This is a genomic window from Candidatus Methylospira mobilis, from assembly GCF_009498235.1.
GTDB lineage: Bacteria > Pseudomonadota > Gammaproteobacteria > Methylococcales > Methylococcaceae > Methylospira > Methylospira mobilis.
Genome location: NZ_CP044205.1, coordinates 1,946,530 through 1,966,527 on the forward strand (window position 1 = coordinate 1,946,530; position 19,998 = coordinate 1,966,527).

Annotated in this window: 14 protein-coding genes and 2 tRNA genes; 13 read left to right on the top strand and 3 right to left on the bottom strand. The window is 51.7% G+C overall.

Annotation, left to right across the window (positions count from 1 at the left end; translation table 11 throughout):
• Positions 1 to 4 precede the first annotated feature (4 nt).
• The 13 genes from tldD to F6R98_RS08615 all read left to right on the top strand — a co-directional run bounded on the left by tldD (position 5) and on the right by F6R98_RS08615 (position 14,746).
• Positions 5 to 1,453: a metalloprotease TldD gene (gene tldD / locus F6R98_RS08555; protein ID WP_153248660.1), complete on the top strand. Its 1,449-nt coding sequence runs from the start codon at positions 5 to 7 to the stop codon at positions 1,451 to 1,453.
• Positions 1,454 to 1,530: 77 nt separating this feature from the next.
• On the top strand, positions 1,531 to 1,911 hold the full coding sequence (gene panD, locus F6R98_RS08560) for an aspartate 1-decarboxylase (RefSeq protein WP_153248661.1): 381 nt from the start codon (positions 1,531 to 1,533) through the stop codon (positions 1,909 to 1,911).
• 69 nt (positions 1,912 to 1,980) lie between these two features.
• Entirely contained in the window at positions 1,981 to 3,414 is a 1,434-nt protein-coding gene (locus tag F6R98_RS08565) for a hypothetical protein (RefSeq protein ID WP_153248662.1), read from the top strand.
• Between the two features lie 518 nt (positions 3,415 to 3,932).
• Positions 3,933 to 5,432 carry a DUF1175 family protein gene (locus F6R98_RS08570; protein ID WP_228125175.1) on the top strand — a complete coding sequence of 500 codons (1,500 nt, stop codon included), beginning with the start codon at positions 3,933 to 3,935 and terminating at the stop codon, positions 5,430 to 5,432.
• On the top strand, positions 5,393 to 7,096 hold the full coding sequence (locus F6R98_RS08575) for a hypothetical protein (RefSeq protein ID WP_153248664.1): 1,704 nt from the start codon (positions 5,393 to 5,395) through the stop codon (positions 7,094 to 7,096). The genes F6R98_RS08570 and F6R98_RS08575 overlap by 40 nt, the downstream gene beginning before the upstream one ends.
• A gap of 231 nt (positions 7,097 to 7,327) precedes the next feature.
• The gene (gene can / locus F6R98_RS08580; RefSeq protein WP_153248665.1) at positions 7,328 to 8,065 is read left to right on the top strand and encodes a carbonate dehydratase; all 738 of its coding nucleotides are present in this window, start codon (positions 7,328 to 7,330) and stop codon (positions 8,063 to 8,065) included.
• Positions 8,066 to 8,413: 348 nt separating this feature from the next.
• Positions 8,414 to 8,734 (top strand): hypothetical protein, encoded by a 321-nt coding sequence (locus F6R98_RS08585; RefSeq protein WP_153248666.1) that lies wholly within the window; start codon positions 8,414 to 8,416, stop codon positions 8,732 to 8,734.
• A gap of 494 nt (positions 8,735 to 9,228) precedes the next feature.
• Positions 9,229 to 10,327 (top strand): peptide chain release factor 2 gene (prfB, locus tag F6R98_RS08590; RefSeq protein WP_153248667.1). Its coding sequence is split into 2 segments (ribosomal slippage): positions 9,229 to 9,303 and positions 9,305 to 10,327, totalling 1,098 coding nucleotides; the frame shifts between segments, so codons are not numbered across the junction.
• Positions 10,328 to 10,389: 62 nt separating this feature from the next.
• Positions 10,390 to 11,946 (top strand): lysine--tRNA ligase, encoded by a 1,557-nt coding sequence (gene lysS / locus F6R98_RS08595; RefSeq protein ID WP_153248668.1) that lies wholly within the window; start codon positions 10,390 to 10,392, stop codon positions 11,944 to 11,946.
• An 18-nt stretch (positions 11,947 to 11,964) separates the two neighbouring features.
• A complete protein-coding gene (locus tag F6R98_RS08600; protein ID WP_153248669.1) occupies positions 11,965 to 13,077 on the top strand; it encodes a YkgJ family cysteine cluster protein in 1,113 nt (370 codons plus the stop codon).
• A 43-nt stretch (positions 13,078 to 13,120) separates the two neighbouring features.
• The gene (gene gltX / locus F6R98_RS08605) at positions 13,121 to 14,551 is read left to right on the top strand and encodes a glutamate--tRNA ligase (RefSeq protein WP_153248670.1); all 1,431 of its coding nucleotides are present in this window, start codon (positions 13,121 to 13,123) and stop codon (positions 14,549 to 14,551) included.
• Positions 14,552 to 14,567: 16 nt separating this feature from the next.
• Positions 14,568 to 14,643: transfer RNA gene (locus F6R98_RS08610), tRNA-Ala, on the top strand.
• A 27-nt stretch (positions 14,644 to 14,670) separates the two neighbouring features.
• Positions 14,671 to 14,746: transfer RNA gene (locus F6R98_RS08615), tRNA-Glu, on the top strand.
• Between the two features lie 417 nt (positions 14,747 to 15,163).
• On the opposite strand, the gene F6R98_RS08620 is transcribed toward F6R98_RS08615, so the two are convergent.
• The 3 genes from F6R98_RS08620 to F6R98_RS08630 are packed head-to-tail and all read right to left on the bottom strand — an operon-like array spanning position 15,164 to position 19,840.
• Positions 15,164 to 15,538: a hypothetical protein gene (locus tag F6R98_RS08620; protein ID WP_153248671.1), complete on the bottom strand. Its 375-nt coding sequence runs from the start codon at positions 15,536 to 15,538 to the stop codon at positions 15,164 to 15,166.
• A 16-nt stretch (positions 15,539 to 15,554) separates the two neighbouring features.
• Positions 15,555 to 18,113: a DEAD/DEAH box helicase gene (locus F6R98_RS08625; RefSeq protein ID WP_153248672.1), complete on the bottom strand. Its 2,559-nt coding sequence runs from the start codon at positions 18,111 to 18,113 to the stop codon at positions 15,555 to 15,557.
• 5 nt (positions 18,114 to 18,118) lie between these two features.
• Complete coding sequence (locus F6R98_RS08630) at positions 18,119 to 19,840, bottom strand: site-specific DNA-methyltransferase (RefSeq protein ID WP_153248673.1); 1,722 nt, start codon at positions 19,838 to 19,840, stop codon at positions 18,119 to 18,121.
• Between the last annotated feature and the right edge of the window lie 158 nt (positions 19,841 to 19,998).

Genomic DNA, 19,998 nt, shown 5'->3' on the forward strand with positions numbered 1-19,998 from the left:
ATTTATGACTGCCAATATTCTTGAAAAAGCGAGCCGGCTTCTGCTGGCGCCAGCGGAAATCAGCCTGATCAACCTGGAGGGTTGCATGGGCAGTCTGATGGGGACTGCCATTGATGCCGGCGATATTTACCTGCAAACCAGTTATCAAGAGTCCTGGGTACTCGAAGACGGTATCGTAAAGGATGCCAGTTTCAATATCGAGCAAGGCGTAGGTATACGCGCCATCTCAGGCGAGAAAACAGGTTTCTCCTATAGCGATGAAATCACTCATCAGGCCTTGCTGGAGGCGGCGCGTAATGCGCGCGCGATTGCCGCGGGTAATCAGGACGGCCGTTTTGCCTGTAAGACCAGCCATGTGGAGGCAGCGCGCTATAATGATCTCGATCCGCTCGGTTCGTTAACCGAGCTGGAAAAAATAGATTTGTTGCGCCGTCTCGATCGCGAAACGCGCGCATTGGATCATCGCGTGGAACAGGTGATCGTCAGTTTGTCGGGGTCGTATGATGTGATACTCATCATCAACGATCTAGGGTTGTTGCAAGCGGATATCCGGCCTTTGGTGCGTTTGAACGTCAGTGTTATCGTCAACGACAACGGCAAACGCGAGCATGCCAGCTACGGCGGCGGCGCCAGAACCGATTACGGTTATTTTCTTGAGGCCGATCGTGCCTCGGCCTATGCCGTGGAGTCCGTCCGACAAGCGCTTGTCAACCTGGAGGCTGTCGATGCGCCGGCCGGGACTATGACTGTGGTGCTGGGACCAGGCTGGCCTGGAATTCTGCTGCACGAAGCCATCGGTCACGGACTGGAAGGCGATTTCAACCGTAAAGGCTCCTCCGCGTTTACCGGCCGCATCGGTCAGCGCGTCGCTTCGCCGCTATGTACGATAGTCGACGACGGCACCTTGATCGGACGCAGAGGGTCGCTGAATTTCGACGATGAAGGCACTCAGGCCCAGCGTACCGTCCTGATAGAAGACGGCATACTGCAGGGTTATATGCAGGACCGGCTGAATGCCAGATTGATGGGCGTACCCGTGACCGGAAACGGCCGCCGCGAATCGTATGCGCACCTGCCGATGCCGCGCATGACCAATACCTATATGCTGGCCGGCGCTCACGATCCTGCCGAAATACTGGCTTCGGTCGACAAGGGGCTGTATGCGCGCAGCTTCGGCGGCGGGCAGGTGGACATCACTTCCGGCAAGTTCGTTTTCTCCGCAAGTGAAGCGTATTTGATAGAAAACGGAAAATTGACGCGTCCGGTGAAAGGCGCTACCTTAATCGGTAACGGGCCGGATGTGCTGACGCGCGTCAGCATGGTCGGTAACGACCTGGAAATGGATCCCGGCGTGGGAAGCTGCGGTAAGGGTGGGCAAAGCGTACCCGTCGGCGTCGGGCAGCCGACGCTGAGAGTGGATGGGTTGACGGTTGGCGGAACACAGGTTGAATAGAGGGTATTGTCCCGCTATTCAGATTGCGCGATAATTTCCCGTTTTTTAGCGGCTATCTGCTTGTTTAAAGGTGTTTCATGCTGACCACTTTATTGAAGGCCAAATTACACAGGGCGCGGGTTACGCACTCGGTGCTGGAGTACGAGGGGTCCTGCGCCATTGATGGGGCATTGCTGGATCTGTCGGGTATCAGGGAATATGAGCAGATTCATATCTACAATGTGAACAACGGCGCGCGCTTTATCACCTATGCCATACGCGCGGAAAAAGGTTCCGGAATTATTTCCGTAAACGGAGCCGCGGCTCGCCATGCCGCACCCAACGACATAGTCATCATCTGCGCTTACGCCGCGTTTGACCGGAACGAACTGGATGCTTTCAAACCGGCGCTGATTTACGTCAACCAACAGAACCGGGTGATTAGAGTCGGCGACTCCATTCCGGAGCAGCAGCCTTGATAGCGGTTTAGCGGTTTTCGATTCGCGGATTGGCGGGCGGTACTGAAAAAACGGACTCTGAAGCGACCAGTGATACACATCAACCGTACCGCTAACTGTAAAAAAGGCTTTACCGGTTTTGTGAAGACGCTTGCCATTGGATGTGGGGCGGGGGCTGTTGTCGCTGGTTGTTCGCTCGTCGGAAAAACGGTAAGCCTGCCCGTAGACGCCACTCAGGCGGTTCTTTCCGGTTTTTCCGCAACCAAGCCGTTTGATCAGGTGGATCTGCAGGACAGTTTATTGCGGTTTGCCGACGATTTCATGAATACCGTAACGTTGACGGCGGAGAAGCTGCAACAGAATGGCAAGCCCGTCAGCCGTGATGAACAGATACTCGTCAAGTACATATTCTCTTCCAACATGCTTGCCCTTGCAACCGGAGCGAATTCCATCGCCAACCTGGTGAATATCGTCGTGTTTGTGGCAATCTCCCGTTCCAGGGTAGAAGATTACTGGCTGCCAAAAGTCTATGGCGATTCGGCTATGTCCATGCTTGAGGTTCTCCGCGAGCGCGAACAGCAAATCTGGACTCTGGCAGACCAGGTTCTGCAGTCCGCGCAACAGGCCGAACTCAGGGAGGCGCTCGATCTATGGCGTAAGGGACACCCTTCCGCATCGGACGGAGTGGGCGGGTTCGCCAGTCTCTCTCTGGTTAACGAGGTCATCAATTCCAGCACCAGATCGAAAGCATCCTCTTCTTCGGGCTCCAACGTTTTCGCCCTGCTGAATATGGATCCTCTTGCCAGTCTTGACCCTGCTACGCGCGAATTGACCGAAACCAGACTGTTTGCCGAGCGCGCCTTGTTCATCGGTCAGCGCATGCCGTTATTGATAGAATGGCAAATGGAATTGCTCGCCTCGCGCACGCTCAAGAACCCCGAAGTCGGGCAGCTGTTGTCGGGTACTACCCTGATCGCCGAAGCGGGAGACAGGTTGAGCCGGACTGTTGAACAGCTGCCCTCGTTTATCAGCGCCGAGCGGGAAAAGCTGGTCGCGGTGCTGCATTCGGAAAAACGCGGGCTTGGCGAGCTGTCCAGGCAAGTCGGTCAGGCCATGGGAGAGGGGGCAAAGATGGCCGACTCTACCGATAAAGCGCTGCAAAGCTATAACGCCATTATTACGCAGATGGAAAAATGGCCTGACGATCCCTCATCCGAGCCTTTCCGAATCAATGATTACGCTACGGCAGCGGTAGAAATCAGCCAGATGTCACAGCGACTTAACGAACTGTTGCTTACGCTCCAAACCAGCCTTGATCCAGCCAATCTTGAAAGAGTTTCAACCATTGCGGATAGCCTGACCAAGCAGGCCCAGCAACGAAGCGAACAGGTTGTGGACTATGCGTTTCGTAAAGCCATCCTGTTTGTCGCGATCGGTTCTATAATTTTTTGTCTATCGTTGTTGGCTAGCGCACTGCTATATAAGTACCTTTCAGCGAAGCAGATGGGCCGCGTCCGTGTTTGATCGCAGATACAGAAAAGATAGGGTCCACGAAAAACACGAAAGGCACGAAAAATGGCAGAGAAGATGTAGTGTAGAGAAGATGTAGGCGCTAAGCTAGGCGGGAAGCGACAAGAATGCGCCCGGAGTTTGCCAACCATAATGTTTGCTATTGAAAGCAGCGGTTGAAAGGATTTTCCGTTCATCCTGAGCCTGTCGAAGGATGAATGGAAAATTTTATCATGTTGATAGTTGGTCCGTTCATTGTTCGACATGGCTCTCCTGAGCGTAGTCGAAGGGCTCTCCAGCCGCATTCGCGGCGCTATGCCCACGAACGGACTAACCTGGAGCGTTTAGGAAAAAAGGCCAAGGGGCGTCTGAACGGTTACAAGGATAGGGCCATGAAATTTTTTCGTGCTTTTCGTGTTTTTCGTGGACAATGAGTAATAATCAGATAAATCAATCAGGGTTCAGGAGTAGCGATAATGCAGATATTCCGGCGTCACCCGCGCGCTATCCTCTCATTTCTCGTGTCACTGCTCATGCTGCGGACGCCAATGCTACCGGCCACGCCGAGCGATGATCCCGATATCCTGGCGCGGCGCGGGGTGCAGACCGTCGAAGCAGTGCCGCAGCAAACAGAAAAGTCCACAGCGGTTGCGCCGAAACTGACGTTGACGCAGCCTGCCGGAGGCTGGACCAGCGCAATGCAGCTGACCGTCGCCGGCTCATGTTCCGATCCGGCTGCCGATCCTATTGTCGTTAACATCAACGGCGTACGTTATTACGTTCGCTCCAGCAACGGCAGTTTTTCGCGCGCGTTTCCTGCGGCCAAGGGACGCAACAGCGTGATTGCGGAATGTGCAAACAGCGCCGGAGTCGCCAGAGCGTCTGCGACAGTGGATGCGAATATCGCGCCGATACCGTTCAAGGTAGTGCTGACCAGCGATACCGATTCGGTTTATACCGACCTGCATATCTACGAACCCGATTACACTCACGTCTACTGGGCCGACACCAACTCGCCGACCGGCGGCATTTTTTTCCTGAATTCGGATGGCGAGAACTTCGACAAGGCCGGGTACGGACCGTATCTCTACGTGCACCCGGCGCCCCCGGCCGGCGTATTCCGCATTGATACCAATTACTGGCCGGGCGGCGCGGTGCAGCATACCCTTGCCAATCTCGACATCATACTCGACGAAGGGCTGCCCGGCGAAATGCGCCGTCGCGTGCAAAAACCGCTGGCGCGTCCGGGAGAAACGCAAACCCTGGCCTATGTCGTGATTCGAGGCAACCGCCTGCCCGCGCTGATCTTCGTGCCCGGACAGGATGCCGAGCGCGATATGCCGCCGGAGGTCAAATCCTATATTGAACACGAGCCGAAACGCGACGATGACGAAGCGGCGAACGGCTATTTGCTGGCGCAGGACGAGCGTTCGCTACGGCAGGTGGTCAGCAATATCGCGTTGTTGCAGGCGCAGCGGCTTAGTCCTATGTGGCATCCGCGGCAACGCGATTGCGCCGGACTGGTGCGCTTCGCATACCGCACCGCGCTGGAAGAGCGTTCGGCTCAGCGTAAAGCCAGACTGGGCATCCCCGTCAAACTGAACCTGCCGCTGTTGTCCGATCGCGCGCGCCGCCTGTTTCCGCGCTATCCGCAAATCTGGCAGGTCGGGCTGGAAGCCGATGGCGGGCCGCGCTTCGGTCCTTTCGCCGACGCCGAAACCTTGATCGGTTACAATTTCCGTGCAAAATCGCAATTGCTGGAGCGTGCGCGCAACGGCGACTTGCTGGTTTACCGGAAACCGCTCGATCATGCCGAACCCTATCACTTGATGCTGTTTGTCGAAAGCCGTCCGGATAATCTGGTGGTTTATCATAACGGCGCGCAAGGCGACGAGGCGCAAGTGCGCGTGGTGCGCGTCGCCGAATTGTTCGACTCCCCCGACCCGGTGTGGATACCACGCGCGGAAAACCCCTACTTCCTTGGAGTGTACCAATGGAATCGTCTGCATCCAGAAGACCCTTCGTCTATCTGATCGCCGCTATTGCGTTGACGGCTGTCGTCATCGGCATCATCGTTTACCGTCAGCTGCCTGAAACGCCGCTTACGCTGATGGTTAAACCCGGTCTGCCGATGCTGGACACGATCGTGAAATTGCGTAATCTGGAAGGCGAAGATTTGAGTCCGGAAGGCGCGCGCATCGGCGATGCGCGCGAAGCCCCGCAGGGCGACGAGCGTTGCGCGGCCTTGATTGGAGGGGACAGCAGCGCCTCCACTACACTATCCGATAGCGAAAAAAGACCTGGCGATTGCCCTCGGATCGCGACCTGGTATGTCAAACAGCACCCGATTGCGTTGAGTCTCTATTTCGAAGACGGCGCGGCGTTGCTCAACTGGTACGACCGTCAGCCGCAGGTTCAGGCGTGGGTAGCGAACCGCTTTGTGCAAGGCCTGTTTTACGGTTTGCTGCATAGTATCAGGATCAAGGCGGAAGACCTTGACCTGCAAGGCCTGCAAGGCGAACTGCTGGCGAAATTGCTGCGCGAAGCAATCGCCGCGCACGGTCAGTTGCATTACGATATGGTGCACGGCAATCAGGGCTGGGTGCTGAGCTTCGTGCGCAACGACAGCGCTTTCGCCGCCAAGGCATTACCGGTCATGGCGGCGGCGCTGGCGCGCAACGGCTACAAGCTGGCAAAGCTCCCCAATCCGGTACTGGAAATGAACATAGGTTTGCAGCGTTTGTTCCTGACGCAGTACCAGGACCGCATTTATCTGGCGTTGAGTCTGGAAGCGCTGTTGAACGTGATGGAAAGCCTTACGCCTCCCGGCGGCGGCATCCCGTCCGCTCCGCTGAGCCTGACTTTGCGAGCGGAAGCTTTTGTGGATAAATTGCTGCCGGTCATGGCGGGCTCATCCTCCCTGGATATGACATGGTCGTTCGCGCTGAAGGACGGCAAACTGGGGGTTTTAAGCGTGCCGTCCGGGCCTTGGGTAAGGCAGCTGCATGCGCATCTTTACGATGGCGTGCTTGCCGCCATCCCTCACGATACTTTCGCAGCCGTAGCCGCCAGCTTTCAGGTTCCGGCTACGCTGACCCAGGAGGACTGGCGCAAGCTGGCTACCGAAGGGCCGGGACAGCAAGCTGCGGGAGCGCCTGAGGACAGTGGATTTGCCGTGCTATGGGACTTTGACGGCAAAAACAGCCCTAATGGGGCGATCGGCATCGTAGTAGCCAATCAGACCGACCCCGAAGCCAGCGCTGCCTACCAGCAATATCTGCGCGACGCCGATTTAAGCGCGCAATGCGCCGGCGGCGCGCTGTTTCTGGCGGCCAGTTCGGAACGCTTGCTGGCGCGCATGAAGGAGGCCTGTGCGCATCAATCTCTGAGTCCTTTGGATTGGGAGCAAGGCCACGGCAAACAGCGCTATACCTCGGCGCAGCTGATGAGCTTTATCAATCCCGGCGTAGGTTTGCGCGAACTGTTTCTGGCCGGAGGCGCGGGAGCGGAAGGCGATGCCGGCGACGATTTCGCGCCGCGCTGGAAACAGGATTATGAAAAAGCCAAGGCCGCAATGCGCGGCGATGGTGATATATTATTCGGATCACTGCCTATTTTTGCCTATGCCGGTCGCGCTGGTACAGGAAAAACCATTACTCTCGAAGGGTATGCGGTTAACCAGGGAACAGCACAGTGAGCATTGGTTTATTGAGGTTTTAACTGATTCCATCCGGTATTTGAAGCGCGTAGAGCACTTGTCTGTTGCTGTTTCAGGAATATAAACGGGCAGATCACAGCCGAAAAGATTCATGAGTTAATTTGGGGGAGACGAACGCAATCCAACGAAGCCAATTATTTCCAGCGATGACTCGAATATCGATGTTCCTATAACCTATTTACTCGAAACCGCCAACACAAAACCGATAGTATGAAACCCATCCCTATTACTGATCTGAGCCACCTGTTGGAAAATAATCTGCGCTGGGCCAGAGAGACCTCGGCCGCCGTCCCTGATTTTTTTGAAAGCACCACCCTCATGCAAGCACCCAAATACCTTTGGATCGGATGCTCGGACAGCCGTGTGCCCGCAACCCAGGTGACAGGCCTGAATCCGGGTGAAATATTCGAGCATCGCAATATAGGCAATGTGGTAGTTCATACCGACCTGAACTGCTTGTCGGTCACCCAGTACGCAATCGACATACTGAAGGTCGAGCACATACTTGTGGTTGGACATTACGGCTGTGGCGGCGTATCTGCAGCGCTTGACGGAGAATCTCACGGACTGGTCGATAACTGGTTGCGCCATATCCAGGATGTGATCAGTCACCACGAGGATTGGATGATCAATCAACCGGATTTCGATATTCGCTGGAAAGCGCTTTGCGAATTTAATGTAATAGAGCAGGTTCGTAATATAGCGCGCACGACCATAGTGGGCCATGCCTGGCGGCGTTGCCAGAATCTAAAGGTTCACGGATGGATTTATGGAGTTAATGACGGTCTGATAAAAGACTTGAACGTTACCCTGGATCGGCTTTCGAATATCGACAGCGCCGTTGTTTCGGCTATCGAGCAATCGTATGCTCGTCACGCTTCTGATTATGGTCTGATAAGCGCATGCGGCAGATCCACGTTGATGGATGCAGAAGTCAATCCGGATTAACCTTAAGTTTGTTATTGAGTCTGATGCTCCAATAAAGTCATTTTTAGTTTTTATTTGGCGAAATAGTCGGTTCGGGCCGCAAATCGCGACGAACAAACGCATACTCGTTTACTGCCGGGGCATGACGGAATTCAGACTCCATGAATGGGATTCGGTGTAACGTCTCTGTCCGCTGGATGCCGGCTGAAGGCTGCTCAGCAAAATTTTGCCGGAGCCGCGCTTTGAGGGTATGCAATGCCCTGTGTTTTGTGTCAGAATTCTTCGGCTGTGTGCCTATATGCAGCCTAACTCTGTCGCGGATCCGCCGCAGAAAATTTTAACTGTTTAATTTGAAAGGTGTGTGATTATATGAAAAAATTTCTTGTAACCACTGTTTCTGCAGTTTCGTTGTTATGTGCATCGGGTTTGGCGTTTGCGGCTGGCGGCTATAACGACGTACCGCCTACCGATCCCCAGTACCTTGCATGTCAAGCATATGCGTCAGCGAAATGGGAGGGCGGTAACGAAGCAAGCCTTGTTGCGGGTCAGACCAAAGTGCAAGCCTGGTGCGAGTGTTTGTGGAATGAAACCGATGATGATTTCAAGGGTAGTTTGGTGAAGTTTTCTGAATCGGCCAAAGGCGCTTCAGTCAATAAAAAGTGCGAGAAGCATTCCGGCTGGCAGAGCTGAAATTACTATGCAGCGCCACGGATGATGTCCGGATTACGGCATGTTGATTTTCGGGTAATTATCCAGTATTGACGTTGGCTGTATTGTAATTGCGATACAAAGAAAAGGCCGCTTTTGCGGCCTTTTCTGTTCTGTCAGGCGTAGATTCGCCGCCGGAGCAATCTACGAATGCCATCTATTCGTTTGTGCCGGCTTTCGGCGGGTGTGGTGTTTCTTGATTCGAGAACCCCTGTTGCAACCGCCCCATCGCTTTTTCCGGATTCTGCATGTATTTTTGAACAGAAAGACAGAAAATAGGTATTGAGGTTCTCCGCGTGGCGGCTCGTCCAGTAAAATGTTCAACTGGAGGCGCCGGAGTTGGGTGGAATTAATGCTGGTTTTGTTTATTTCAGACGGATGGGCCTCCCGAGTCTTTGTCAGGTTAATTTGCTTATGTTATCTACCTGCCAGTCTGGTGTATAATCAACGGATTTTTATCTATAATATAGAAAACTATGCGCGAACTGAATCCGCTTTACAACCAGATCAAGGATTTGAAGGCCCGTCAGGAAGGTCTTAGGGGGTATCTTTGACTTTGAAACCAAACAGGAACGGCTGACCGAAGTTTTAAGAGAACTCGAAGATCCGAAAGTCTGGGACAATCCCGAACGCGCCCAGCAGCTTGGCAAGGAGCGCGGACAACTTGAAGGCGTCGTCAATACGCTGCTGAACTTGGCTCGGGGCGTAGGCGATGCCGAAGAGCTGCTGCAAATGGCCGTCGCGGAAGAGGATGAAGACACTGTCGAGCTGGTGGCACTCGATCTCGACAATTACGAGCGCGATGTCGCCGGACTGGAATTCAGACGCATGTTTTCCGGAGAAATGGACCCGAGCAATGCTTTTCTCGATATCCAGGCCGGTTCCGGTGGCACCGAGGCGCAGGATTGGGCCGAAATGCTGTTGCGCATGTACTTGCGCTGGGGCGAGCGCAAGGGCTTTAAAACCGAGCTGATGGAAGTTTCCGCCGGCGAAGTCGCTGGCATCAAAAGCGCGACCATCAAGTTCGAAGGCGATTATGCCTTCGGCTGGCTGCGCACCGAAACCGGCGTGCATCGTCTGGTGCGCAAATCGCCGTTCGATTCGGGAAATCGCCGCCATACCTCGTTTTCTTCCGTTTTCGTATCGCCGGAAGTGGATGACGATGTCGCCATAGAAATCAATCCGGCCGATCTGCGCGTGGACGTCTATCGCGCCAGCGGCGCCGGGGGACAGCATGTCAACCGGACCGAGTCGGCGGTTCGTATCACGCATAATCCCTCCGGCATCGTCGTGCAGTGCCAGAGCGACCGCTCGCAGCACAAAAACCGCGATACCGCGATGAAACAGCTCAAATCCAAACTTTACGAATTGGAAATGATGAAGCGCATGGCTGAGCAGCAGGCTTTGGAGCTCACCAAGTCGGATATCGGCTGGGGCAGTCAGATACGCTCCTATGTACTGGACGACTCCCGCATCAAGGATCTGCGCACCGGGGTACAAACCGGCAATACCCAGGCGGTGCTGGATGGCGATCTGGACCCCTTTATCGAAGCCAGCCTTAAGAGCGGTTTGTAAATAATAATCAGCCGGCGTGAAGTGCGAGGCTGAAAAATATAGAAATGAAACGGATGAACTCAATGTCTGAACAACTGGACGAAAACAAGTTGATTGCCCAGCGTCGCGAGAAGCTTGACGCCTTGCGTAGCGAAAGTGTCGCTTTTCCCAACGATTTTCGCCGGGACATACTGGCGGATGAACTGCACCGGCGCTACGATGCGGAAGAGGCCGAAGCGTTGGAAGCCCTGTCTGTCAAGGCAAGTATAGCCGGAAGATTGATGGCGAAGCGCATCATGGGCAAGGCCAGCTTTGCCCAGCTGCAGGATATGTCCGGTCAAATTCAGGTATTCCTGCAACGCGACGCATTGCCGGAAGGCGATTATGCCGGCTTTAAAACCTGGGATGTCGGCGATATTTTTGCTGTGGAAGGCAGCGTTTTTAAAACCAAAACCGGCGAACTGTCGGTCAAGGCGGGCGCCATTCGCTTGTTGAGCAAATCCCTGCGTCCGTTGCCGGAAAAGTTCCATGGTCTCAGTGATCAGGAAATACGCTATCGCCAGCGCTATCTGGATTTGATTACTTCGGAAGAGTCGCGCAAGGTATTCCGCCTGCGTAGCGCCATAGTGCAGTATGTGCGCGAGTTTTTAACCGGGCGCGATTTCATGGAAGTTGAAACGCCGATGATGCAGGTCATTCCGGGCGGCGCGCGCGCGAAGCCTTTTGTTACGCATCACAATGCGCTGGATATGGATCTTTATCTGCGCATCGCGCCTGAGCTCTATTTGAAGCGGCTGATAGTCGGCGGCTTCGAGCGCGTGTTCGAAATCAACCGCAGTTTTCGCAACGAGGGCTTGTCCACGCGTCACAATCCCGAATTCACCATGATCGAGTTTTATCAGGCCTATGCCGATTACCGCGATCTGATGGATATGACCGAAGCCTTGCTGCGCGGCATTGCGCGCGATGTGCTGGGCGGTACTGAAATCAGCTATCAGGATCAGACTTACGACTTATCGCAACCGTTTATACGCATGACTTTGCTGGAGTCGGTTTTGCACTTCAATCCGGATTTGAGCGCGAGCGATCTGGCAACGCGCGATGCCGCCGTTGCGGTGGCGCAAGATTTGGGCATTCCGGTAAAAGCAGGCGACGGGCTCGGAAAAATACAGACCGAAATCTTCGAGAAAACCGTGGAGCACCGCCTGCTGCAGCCGACATTCATTACCGAATATCCGGCCGAAGTATCGCCATTGGCGCGGCGCAGCGACGCCGATTCGTTCGTGACCGATCGTTTTGAGTTTTTTATCGCCGGACGCGAGCTGGCCAACGGTTTTTCGGAACTGAACGATCCGGAAGATCAGGCTGAACGTTTCAGAAAACAGGTCGAAGACAAGGAAGCCGGCGACGACGAGGCGATGCATTACGATGCCGATTATATCCGGGCGCTCGAATACGGCATGCCGCCGACGGCCGGCGAGGGTATAGGGATCGATCGCCTGGTGATGTTTTTTACCGATTCGCCGTCGATACGCGATGTGATATTGTTTCCGCATATGCGTAGGGAAGAGGGAGTGATACGCATTCTTTCAAATAAGCCTTCTGCAGATACTGAAATACAAATTGTCAAGACGTCTTGATTAAATTGATCGTAATGCATGCCCACGGCTTTTTTGCGTAAGCCGGGACATAGCTATCAAGATCCGTTAGCGCGGGTGTGGATAGCCTGTGCGGAACAAGTCGGGTTCAAGGTCGCGCGCACCGGCGACGCCTTTGCTTCCAGCGATGGGCGCGGAACGCTGTTGATCGGTTCCGACGAACTGCTGGATCCGGACGACAACCTGGGGCAGATGATATTCCATGAACTCTGTCATGCGCTGATCGAAGGCGAAGACGCGGAACGCTTGCAGGATTGGGGGCTGGACAATAGCAGCGGTCGCGATACCTGGCGCGAACGTGCCTGTCTGCGTTTGCAGGCTTTCCTGGCCGGTCAATACGGGTTACGCGAATTTTTCGCGCCGACCACCGATTTTCGCGTCAGTTTCTGGAGTAAATTGCCCGCAGATCCTTTTGAAACCGAGCAGGCTTGCGGCGGTTTCCGCGAGCCTTCCTGCGTGTTGGCGCGGCAGGCCGTGCGGCGTTCCAATCTGCCGCGCTGGCGCGCGCCGTTACATGGGGCCTTGCAGTCCAGCGCGGCGATAGCGGCGGTTACGCCCAAGCGCCTTGGCGCCGATGACAGCGCTTTGCCGTCGCTGTGGGCGATGGCGGCGTCTCAACCTGTAGCGCATCCCCTGGGCCATGCACCGCTGGCGGCTTACCATGCCGGAAAAGGGCATGGGTGCGGTGATTGCGCCTGGCGTTTTCAGCCGCATCAGACCTGGCGCATTTTCCGGCGCAGGAGCTGGCGTTGCAGGCATAGCCCTGAGTTAAAGCTGTCGGGCGATGAGTCTGCTTGCGTTCGCTGGGAGGCGCGCGAACTACTGGATTGCCTGCGTTGCGGCGCCTGCTGTCGTGAAGCTTACGACAGTGTAGAAGTCGAGCTTGATGAGCCGGTGCGCGTCACGCATCCCGATCTGGTATTGTGCGACGGCAAACGCTGTAAACTGAAGCGTACCGAGCAAAACCGCTGCCAGGCGCTTAACGGCGGCGGCGCGCCGACGGAAGCCTACGCCTGCTCGATTTATGAGGATCGTCCGCGCACCTGCCGGGAGTTCGAGCGCGGCGGAGCGCATTGTCTGGCCGCTCGCCAAAAAGTCGGCTTATCTCTTTGAAGCCCTGCATTTCTTATCAAGAGTCACGAAAACAATCATCGACATGAAAATACGTACACGTTTTGCCCCCAGCCCTACCGGCTACCTGCACATCGGCGGCGCGCGCACCGCGCTGTTTTCCTGGCTATATGCGCGCCGGCATGGCGGCACATTCATACTACGGATCGAGGACACCGACCTGGAACGTTCCACGCAGGCTTCCGTGAACGCAATTCTGGAAGGTATGAACTGGTTGGGACTGACTTATGACGAAGGCCCGTTTTATCAGACGCACCGTTTCGATCGTTACAGGGAAGTCATACGGCAGCTACTGGATGCAGGACACGCCTACCGTTGCTATTGCACCAGGGACGAATTGGAGGCTTTGCGCAACGAGCAAATGCAGAACAAGGAAAAGCCGCGTTATAACGGGTTGTGCCGTGACCGGCAGGAACCGAGAGCGGGCGTCGAGCCTGTGATCCGTTTCCGAAATCCGGACGACGGCGAGGTGGTGATCCAGGATGCGGTGAAGGGCGATATTGTCATACGCAACGCAGAGCTGGACGATTTGGTTATAGCACGCCCGGACGGCTCGCCGACCTATAACCTGTCGGTGGTTGTCGATGACTGGGATATGGGTATTACCCATGTCATACGCGGCGACGACCACGTCAACAATACGCCGCGCCAGATCAATATACTCAAGGCTCTCGGCGCGCCGATTCCTGAATACGGTCATGTGCCGATGATATTGGGTGCCGATGGCGCGCGGCTTTCCAAGCGCCACGGCGCGGTCGGCGTGATGCAGTATCGCGACGAAGGCTATCTGCCGGAAGCATTGCTGAATTATCTGGTGCGCCTGGGCTGGTCGCATGGCGATCAGGAGATTTTTTCGCTTGATGAAATGGTCGAACTGTTCGATACCAAGGATATCAATGTTTCCGCGTCGAGCTTTAATCCAGAAAAATTATTGTGGCTGAATCATCACTACCTGATGAACAGCGCGCCGGAACATGTGGCGGTGCATTTGCGCTGGCATTTGGGGCAGTTTGGCATAGACCCGGAGCAGGGGCCGGACCCGGTCGAGGTGGTCAAGGCGCAACGCGAGCGTAACAGGACCCTGGTCGATATGGCAAAGAGCAGCCTGTTTTTTTATCGCGAGTTCGATGTGTACGAAGAAAAGGCCGAGCAAAAAAACCTGAAAGCGGAAGCGTTGCCGCTGTTGCAGGCGATTCATGCGGGTTTGGCTGCGTTGAGCGTCTGGGGGCAGGAAAGTATTCACGCCGCCATCGAGCAGTGCGCTCAGCGTCATGACGTAAAAATGGGCGCAGTTGCGCAACCGTTACGTGTAGCAGTGTCGGGTACTTCCGTATCTCCGCCGATAGATATTACCTTGAGCCTGCTGGGGCGGACCGCGACTTTAAACCGTATTGAGCGCGCTATCGAACACATGAAAAAAAAATCTGGACAAACCAGCGGGATATCTATACAATAGTAGGCTCAGGTTGCAAGGGGCCATAGCTCAGCTGGGAGAGCGCTACAATGGCATTGTAGAGGTCGCGAGTTCGATCCTCGCTGGCTCCACCAGCGCCGAAGCAACTGATAAAGCGTTCTGTCCCCATCGTCTAGAGGCCCAGGACATCGCCCTTTCACGGCGGCGACAGGGGTTCGAATCCCCTTGGGGACGCCATATAAAACAACAAGTTACCGTTTTACGGTGTCGATTTGGTATAAAATTGGTATAAAATGCCGATTTTAAAAAATGAGAAAGGCTGTCGATTGACGGCCTTTTTTGTGTCTGGCGTTTGCTGTGGCTGGTGCTCCAGTCAGCTCAAATCTAACCGCGATTGATAGCGGATATTCCCGCTGTTGAATGTGCTGGTGCTGCGTTATGTGTTGGCATTGGTCGAGTATGCCGGGTGAGTGCCTATATCGTGTGCGCGTGGATGCGCCTTATAACCATTTTTCACCCTGCCGAAAATCGCGGAAAATATCGCAAAATGCGCGCAGAAATTGTGCAGAAACTCCACCATCAAAACAGACTCAATTTCGCGCCGCCTGAGTGTTCAGCGACTTGTTCACGAACTAGCGCCAGACCGCGACACGCCTACGTTTTAGCGTTCATGAGCATGTTCACATACAGCCGCTTATAACCAAAAAATACATGCCCGAAAATGGCCGTTTCTTGCGCAGAAACCGCGCGGAAATTCGCGGTATTAATTACTGCGTAATGTTTCGCCAGTCGAGCCAGCGACAATTTAGCCGATGCGCTTATCAGGGCGTTCAGTCTGGCCTTATTGCCTTCAATATCCTTTAGGCGTTTTCGGCGATACGCGGCCTGTAACTCTGCGTGGATTTTGCCATGTGCTGCCCTCTCGCTATTACTGCGTAATATTGCACTGGTGACAGCAACTTGACGGACACCAAAAAACACCAAAAAGACAGGTGGACACACCAGCTCCTTGTTGATGCCGACACACACGCAACCGCTACTTGACCTATACTAACAGCCCGTTAAGTTCATTCTCCCATTCGTTCTCGAACACCATATGGAAAGATATTTTTTCTTTTGAATCAACCAGCGTCATTTCTCCTTTTGGCTTAATATCACCAATTAAAGCAGCGTTGATAGTCTTGAATAGTTCCTGCTTGTAGGATGTGTCTTTGTTGCCTTCAAGGTGCTCACCTTTGGATTCTATAAAGTAGAGCCGTTCAATACCGTCTTTTCCTGCTTCCAGCTTAACCAGAAAATCGGGGTAAATTCGTTCGCGCTTCCAGCCCTGTATAGAATATTCCGTACCTCTGACTGCCAGCCTATGCCACCACTCCACAACATCCTTATTGTTGATCGCAAGTGCAATGGGGTTTTCCAACCCGTTATAATTAGAAAAATATTGTGGCTGAAACATACTTTTTTCTAAAGTAACAGCCGTTTCATTCAAGTTCCGCTGCATTTCAATTTGTTCAGCCATATGCCAGTTTAGTTTTGAAAATGGCTCGGCAAGCAAGCGTAAAAACACGGTTCCATCATCCAGCTTGCGCCTAAAGTTTGCCTCTGATTGCTCAAGCATCCAGCGGAAACAGTCCTTTTTTATCTCCTCAACGATAAACACAGAGTTAATAGCTATCTTAGTCTCGCTAATACCTTTATATTTTAGCTGTGACAGCGCATGCTGAATAATACGGAAGGCTTGCCAAGCGTTCGGTACTTTTTCCATTAACTGGCTAACCATGAGGGTAATGCTTATGTCGTTTGTAACTTTTTCTGATTGCTTTTCACCCCAATCAATATCAATTTGCCCTACTTTATCCTTTTTCCAATCCACGGTTAGATGCTGGTAATCCATCATTTCTTTATCAGCTAGGGTTATTTTTTCAAGTGCATCAAAACTATAATCATCCCATTGAATATCGGCAAGAATATCTGCGTGATAATCAAAAGAGACTGGCTTTCCATTACGGATAACATTTAGGGATGGCAAGAATATCTTTGTGCCTTTATATTTTTCCTTCCGTTTCAAGGTTACTTTTTCTTTACCCGTTGCTTGTCCACTTCCTGCTACTATCTGATCGGAAACATCGCCCATACCCTCATCTTCAAGCCCTTGTTTGATTCCCTTCGCTGCACTATTCACATCGGCATTATCGCAATAAACATAGCATTGATTTAAGGCGGGGATTGATGTCTCTAGGGCGTAGGGTTGACGCAACACCCGTCCGATAAATTGGGTAAGTGCTGTTTGTCCGCGCGTGTTAGACAAGATCGCCAATACATAGGCAAAAGAGCAATCCCATCCCTCTTTTAAAGCGTCTTTTGTGATAATGTAACGCACGGGGCAAAACTTATCAAAAAGATCGTCATCACGCATTTCGTTATTATCAGCCAACTTGATACGGATTTGACTTTCCAGAACATTCAGATTTTTTATGAGATAAGATTTTATATCCTCTACATGGTCGTAGGCCTCACCCTTCCTTTTTGGCTCGGCTTTAATCACCATAATAGGGCGGATATATCTGCCTTCCTCCGCCTGATATTTTGCCGCTAAATTATTCAGCTCAAGGGTTTTTGCGTGTGCCTGATTAAGCGTATGCTGCCAGTTTGCTTCTCCATAAGAGGTTACATTGATAGGCAGTTTTATCATTTGTTCTTTTTTCAATTCCTGCCCACCCACATTCACCAGCACATTACTATGGTCTTTCGGTGTAGCGGACAGCTCCAGAATAAACGATGTATTGAATGAATTAACGGTATCTTGTGCAAGCTGAGTTGCGCCTCTATGTCCTTCATCAAAAATTGCAATGGGGCGTAGCAGGCGCATAACATTACCAAGCGAATGTTTGATAGATATTCCCGATATAACGCAATGTTCATCACTCATTAAATCAGCCGTATCAAGATTGGGGACGGCGGAAAGTAGTGCGTTGTTTGCGTTGTAATCATCCAGCGGCGGAAAGAAACTTTCAAAACGTCCGCTATCCTTAAACATTTTTAAGGCTTCTTTATTATTGCGATTACTCGCTTGCAGCATCAGCAACATAATGCAAAGATTATCCTCTACATCTTGCGCGGTAAATCTGTCGTGCTTTTCTAAAATCAGCGTTCTGCCACCGCTCGCTCTGTCTAGCATTTGGCGGTATGTGTGTTCTTTATCCCTAAGCTGTTTGCTGGTTTGAGTGTAAATAGTCTCACTCGGCACAATCCACAATACAAAGCCATTATTGCGCTTAAAATAATCCTGATTGATGCGCTGAATTGCAGCAGTTGCAAGTAGAGTCTTGCCCCCACCCGTTGGCACCTTGAAACAAACATTGGGAATGTTGCGCCTCATACCGTCATTACGCACCGTATAGTTAGAGCGATAAACAGCCATCTTTGCCTTTAATGATTCCCACGCAAGTTGGCAATAATCGGATTTTTCAGGGTGGACAGCCTCTTTGCCTTTTCCTTTGAGAAACTCAAAATAATCCTGCTTCTCTGATTTTTGCGCTTTCAATTCGGCAAGGTAGCTTTCGAGATAATCGAGAACCTTGATTTGATAGTCTTTGAGTTCCACTCCCCTTACCCCCCCACTACTTTATGAATGGCATAGGGCAACTGGCAAAAGGTAATGTTTTGGCTGGATAGCTCCTTTTGTCCCATGTATTTAGCTGTGGCAAAAACCAGTTTTTCTTTTTTGCTGTTACGGGCGGCAATCGCTTGTAGCTTGGTATCGTTCAGGGCGGAATCATTGCAGCGCAAAAAAGCAATGTCGGGTTTATAAATTAAATAAACCTCGTATAAATCCGTTTCCCCAACAAAATAATCAGGTCTTTGCGTGGTTTGCTTTTCAAGGCTTTTCCCTGTTGCCGTGTAAAACACATATTGCGCGAGTGCGCCATAATCGGGCAGGGATTCACCCGTGATAATTTTTTCAATGCTGATTTCTTTACCAAGCTCGCAGAAGGTAAAACTTCCACCAAGCCCCGCTTTTAGCTTTTCATCCTTGGCGGTCGGCACTCCCTTTATCACACGGCGCACACGCTCGGCTGTGATCGGATCGGCGTAGTCTTCCATTTCAACAAGGATAAACTTGCGGTTTCCGCCGTCTTCTTTGTTTAAGTCCAACACGGCGTGAGCTGTCGTGCCGCTACCTGCGAAGGAATCTAGTATTAAATCATCTTTTCCTAGCACATAAGCCAGTATTTGCTTTATAAATTGCGATGGCTTAGGATTATCAAATTTCTTTGAATCATGAAGTATCGACTTAAATTCATAAGCACCAAGTCTTCCATCTAAACTAATTAGACTTGGTAATTTATCCTCATATTGAAAGGCATATACTTTTAACTCAATTATTTTATCTTCATCTTCTCCAAAAAGTATTTTTCCTTCTTCGATCAATTTTTCCATAGTTTCTTTTGGGAAACGATAACCCATAAGAGGTTGTTTACACGCCTTCTTTGTTGTTGGGTGTATAACATCATATCTGTATCCTTCTCGCCCAGGGTTATGAACACTTTGGCTACCTGTATATACTCCGCCATTATCTATGTATTTATACCTATCCAAGGTTGAAAGATAAGGTTTGTTTACTCTAAACCAATCGGTATATGCTTTTTGAAGCAAGGATTGTTCTTTATGTTCTTTGACAAGCTGAGTACCTATTTCAATTAATTTGTTTTTTATATCTGATTTTGCAGATTTCCATATATTTACAAGACTATCTTTCTTTTTTGAAAAACATAAAACATATTCGTGCTCTACAGATATATTGGTTGGGTTGTTATCTGTAGCATTTTTCCAAACAATTGTTCCAACCCAGTTTTGGTCAGAAAATACTTCATCTAAAACACAGCGTAAATTATATAATTCATTATCATCAATACTCACGAAAATCACCCCATCATCGCTAAGCAACTCATGCAATAATTTAAGGCGTGGATACATCATACAAAGCCATTTATCATGGCGTTGCATATCCTCTTTATCGACTGGATTAGCGTTTTTGCTTATCCAGTCTTTCATCAATGGTGAATTAACATTATCGTTATAACACCAGCCCTCATTACCCGTGTTATAAGGCGGATCAATATAGATGCACTTAATTTTTCCCGCATAGTGCGGCATCAGGGCTTTGAGCGCGTGCAGATTATCGCCGTGGATAATCAGGTTATCATCCAAGCTCGGTTTTTTGCCGTGTGCAGGAAAAGACTTTTTCTCGTTAATCAGTAATTCCCGAAAAGGTACGGAATGATGGTGGGAGTAAATATACTGCTTCCCCTTAAACTCAAGTGTGGGCATGGGCGTAACTCTGCTTAAAAGTGTTATATTTCAATATTATTCTCCACATAAAATTGTGATCGCACCCGCCAAGTGGCGGACGACTGGTGCGCGTAAGCGTTCACGAATACAGCCTTATTCAAAAAGGCGTAGTAGGTTAAAATATGCGGAAAATGCGC

What these genes read in the sequence shown, in the direction of transcription:
- tldD (WP_153248660.1), top strand. Translation starts at nt 5, where the DNA reads ATGACTGCCAATATTCTTGAAAAAGCGAGCCGGCTTCTGCTGGCGCCA.
- panD (WP_153248661.1), top strand. Translation starts at nt 1,531, where the DNA reads ATGCTGACCACTTTATTGAAGGCCAAATTACACAGGGCGCGGGTTACG.
- F6R98_RS08570 (WP_228125175.1), top strand. Translation starts at nt 3,933, where the DNA reads ATGCTGCGGACGCCAATGCTACCGGCCACGCCGAGCGATGATCCCGAT.
- F6R98_RS08575 (WP_153248664.1), top strand. Translation starts at nt 5,393, where the DNA reads ATGGAATCGTCTGCATCCAGAAGACCCTTCGTCTATCTGATCGCCGCT.
- can (WP_153248665.1), top strand. Translation starts at nt 7,328, where the DNA reads ATGAAACCCATCCCTATTACTGATCTGAGCCACCTGTTGGAAAATAAT.
- F6R98_RS08585 (WP_153248666.1), top strand. Translation starts at nt 8,414, where the DNA reads ATGAAAAAATTTCTTGTAACCACTGTTTCTGCAGTTTCGTTGTTATGT.
- lysS (WP_153248668.1), top strand. Translation starts at nt 10,390, where the DNA reads ATGTCTGAACAACTGGACGAAAACAAGTTGATTGCCCAGCGTCGCGAG.
- F6R98_RS08600 (WP_153248669.1), top strand. Translation starts at nt 11,965, where the DNA reads ATGCCCACGGCTTTTTTGCGTAAGCCGGGACATAGCTATCAAGATCCG.
- gltX (WP_153248670.1), top strand. Translation starts at nt 13,121, where the DNA reads ATGAAAATACGTACACGTTTTGCCCCCAGCCCTACCGGCTACCTGCAC.
- F6R98_RS08630 (WP_153248673.1), bottom strand. Translation starts at nt 19,840, where the DNA reads ATGCCCACACTTGAGTTTAAGGGGAAGCAGTATATTTACTCCCACCAT.